The following is a 1648-nucleotide window of genomic DNA, read 5'->3' on the forward strand; positions in this document are numbered from 1 at the left end:
GCCGGATCACATGTTCGGATAGTTCGGCCCACCGCCGCCTTCCGGCGTGACCCAGACGATGTTCTGCGTCGGGTCCTTGATGTCGCACGTCTTGCAATGCACGCAGTTCTGCGCGTTGATTACGAGCCGCTCGCTGTTGTCATCGTTCTTCACGAACTCATATACCGCTGCCGGGCAGTAGCGCGCTTCCGGGCCCGCGTACGTGGCCAGATTCACGTTCACCGGCACGGAAGAATCCTTCAGCGTCAGATGCGCCGGCTGATTCTCCTCGTGGTTCGTGTTCGAGATGAACACCGAAGAAAGCCGGTCGAACGTCAGCTTGCCATCCGGCTTCGGATAGACGATCGGCTTGCATTGCGCTGCCGGTTTCAGCATCTCGTGATCCGAATGCTGATGATGCAGCGTCCACGGCACGTTGCCGCCCATGAGCTTCTGCTCGATGCCGACCATCAGCGTGCCCAGGTACAGGCCCTTGCTCATCCACTGCTTGAAGTTGCGCGCACGGTACAGCTCGGTGTAGAGCCATGACGTCTTGAACGCCTCCGGATAGGCGCTCAGCGCATCGCTGGTGCGGCCTGCCTGCACCGCATCGAACGCGGCGTCGGCCGCGAGCATGCCGGTCTTGATCGCCGCGTGCGAGCCCTTGATGCGCGATGCGTTCAGGAAGCCTGCATCGTCACCCACCAGCGCGCCGCCCGGGAACACGAGCTTCGGCAGCGACATCAGGCCACCGGCCGTGATCGCCCGCGCGCCGTACGACACGCGCTTGCCGCCTTCGAGGAACTTGCGGATTTCCGGATGTGTCTTGTAGCGCTGGAATTCCTCGAACGGCGACAGATACGGATTCGAATAGCCCAGGCCCACGACAAAACCCACCATCACCTGGTTGTTGTCCATGTGATAGAGGAACGAGCCGCCGTAGGTGTCGCTTTGCAGCGGCCAGCCGGCCGTGTGGATCACGAGCCCCGGCTTGTGCTTTGCCGGATCGATTTCCCACAGCTCCTTGATGCCGATGCCGTAGACCTGCGGATCGACGCCTTCGCGCAGCTTGAATCTGTCGTTCAGCTGGCGGCCCAGATGGCCGCGCGCACCTTCGCAGAAAAGCGTGTACTTCGCGTGCAGCTCCATGCCGAGCTGGAAGTTCCCGGTGGGCTCGCCGTCCTTGCCGATGCCCAGGTTGCCGGTCGCGACGCCTTTGACCGAACCGTCGTCGTTGTACAGGATTTCCGCTGCGGGAAAGCCCGGGAAGATCTCGACGCCCAGCGCTTCGGCCTGCTGGCCCAGCCAGCGCGTGACGTTCGCCAGACTCACGACATAGTTGCCGTGATTCTTGAAGTTATCCGGCAGCGCCCAGGTCGGCACGTTCTTCGCGCCCGATTCGGAGAGGAACAGGAAGCGGTCCTCGGTCACGTCGACGTCCAGCGGCGCGCCTTTTTCCTTCCAGTCGGGGATCAGTTCGGTGATCGCGCGGGGGTCCATCACCGCGCCCGACAGGATATGGGCGCCGACCTCCGAGCCTTTCTCCAGCACGCAGACGCCCAGCTCGACGCCGGTCTCCTGGGCACGCTGCTTCAGACGGATCGCCGCGGACAGCCCGGCGGGGCCACCGCCGACAATTACCACGTCGTATTCCATTGATTCGCGCGGG

Annotated in this window: 1 protein-coding gene; it reads right to left on the minus strand. The window is 63.2% G+C overall.

What is annotated here, in order from left to right; translation table 11 throughout:
* Positions 1–6 precede the first annotated feature (6 nt).
* Positions 7–1648, minus strand: a 1642-nt coding sequence (locus tag LPA36_RS29330) for an electron transfer flavoprotein-ubiquinone oxidoreductase (protein ID WP_228884015.1), incomplete at its 5' end; no start/stop codon positions are given.

Source organism: Paraburkholderia saeva (assembly GCF_907164555.1).
In the GTDB taxonomy this organism is placed as follows: Bacteria; Pseudomonadota; Gammaproteobacteria; order Burkholderiales; family Burkholderiaceae; genus Paraburkholderia; species Paraburkholderia saeva.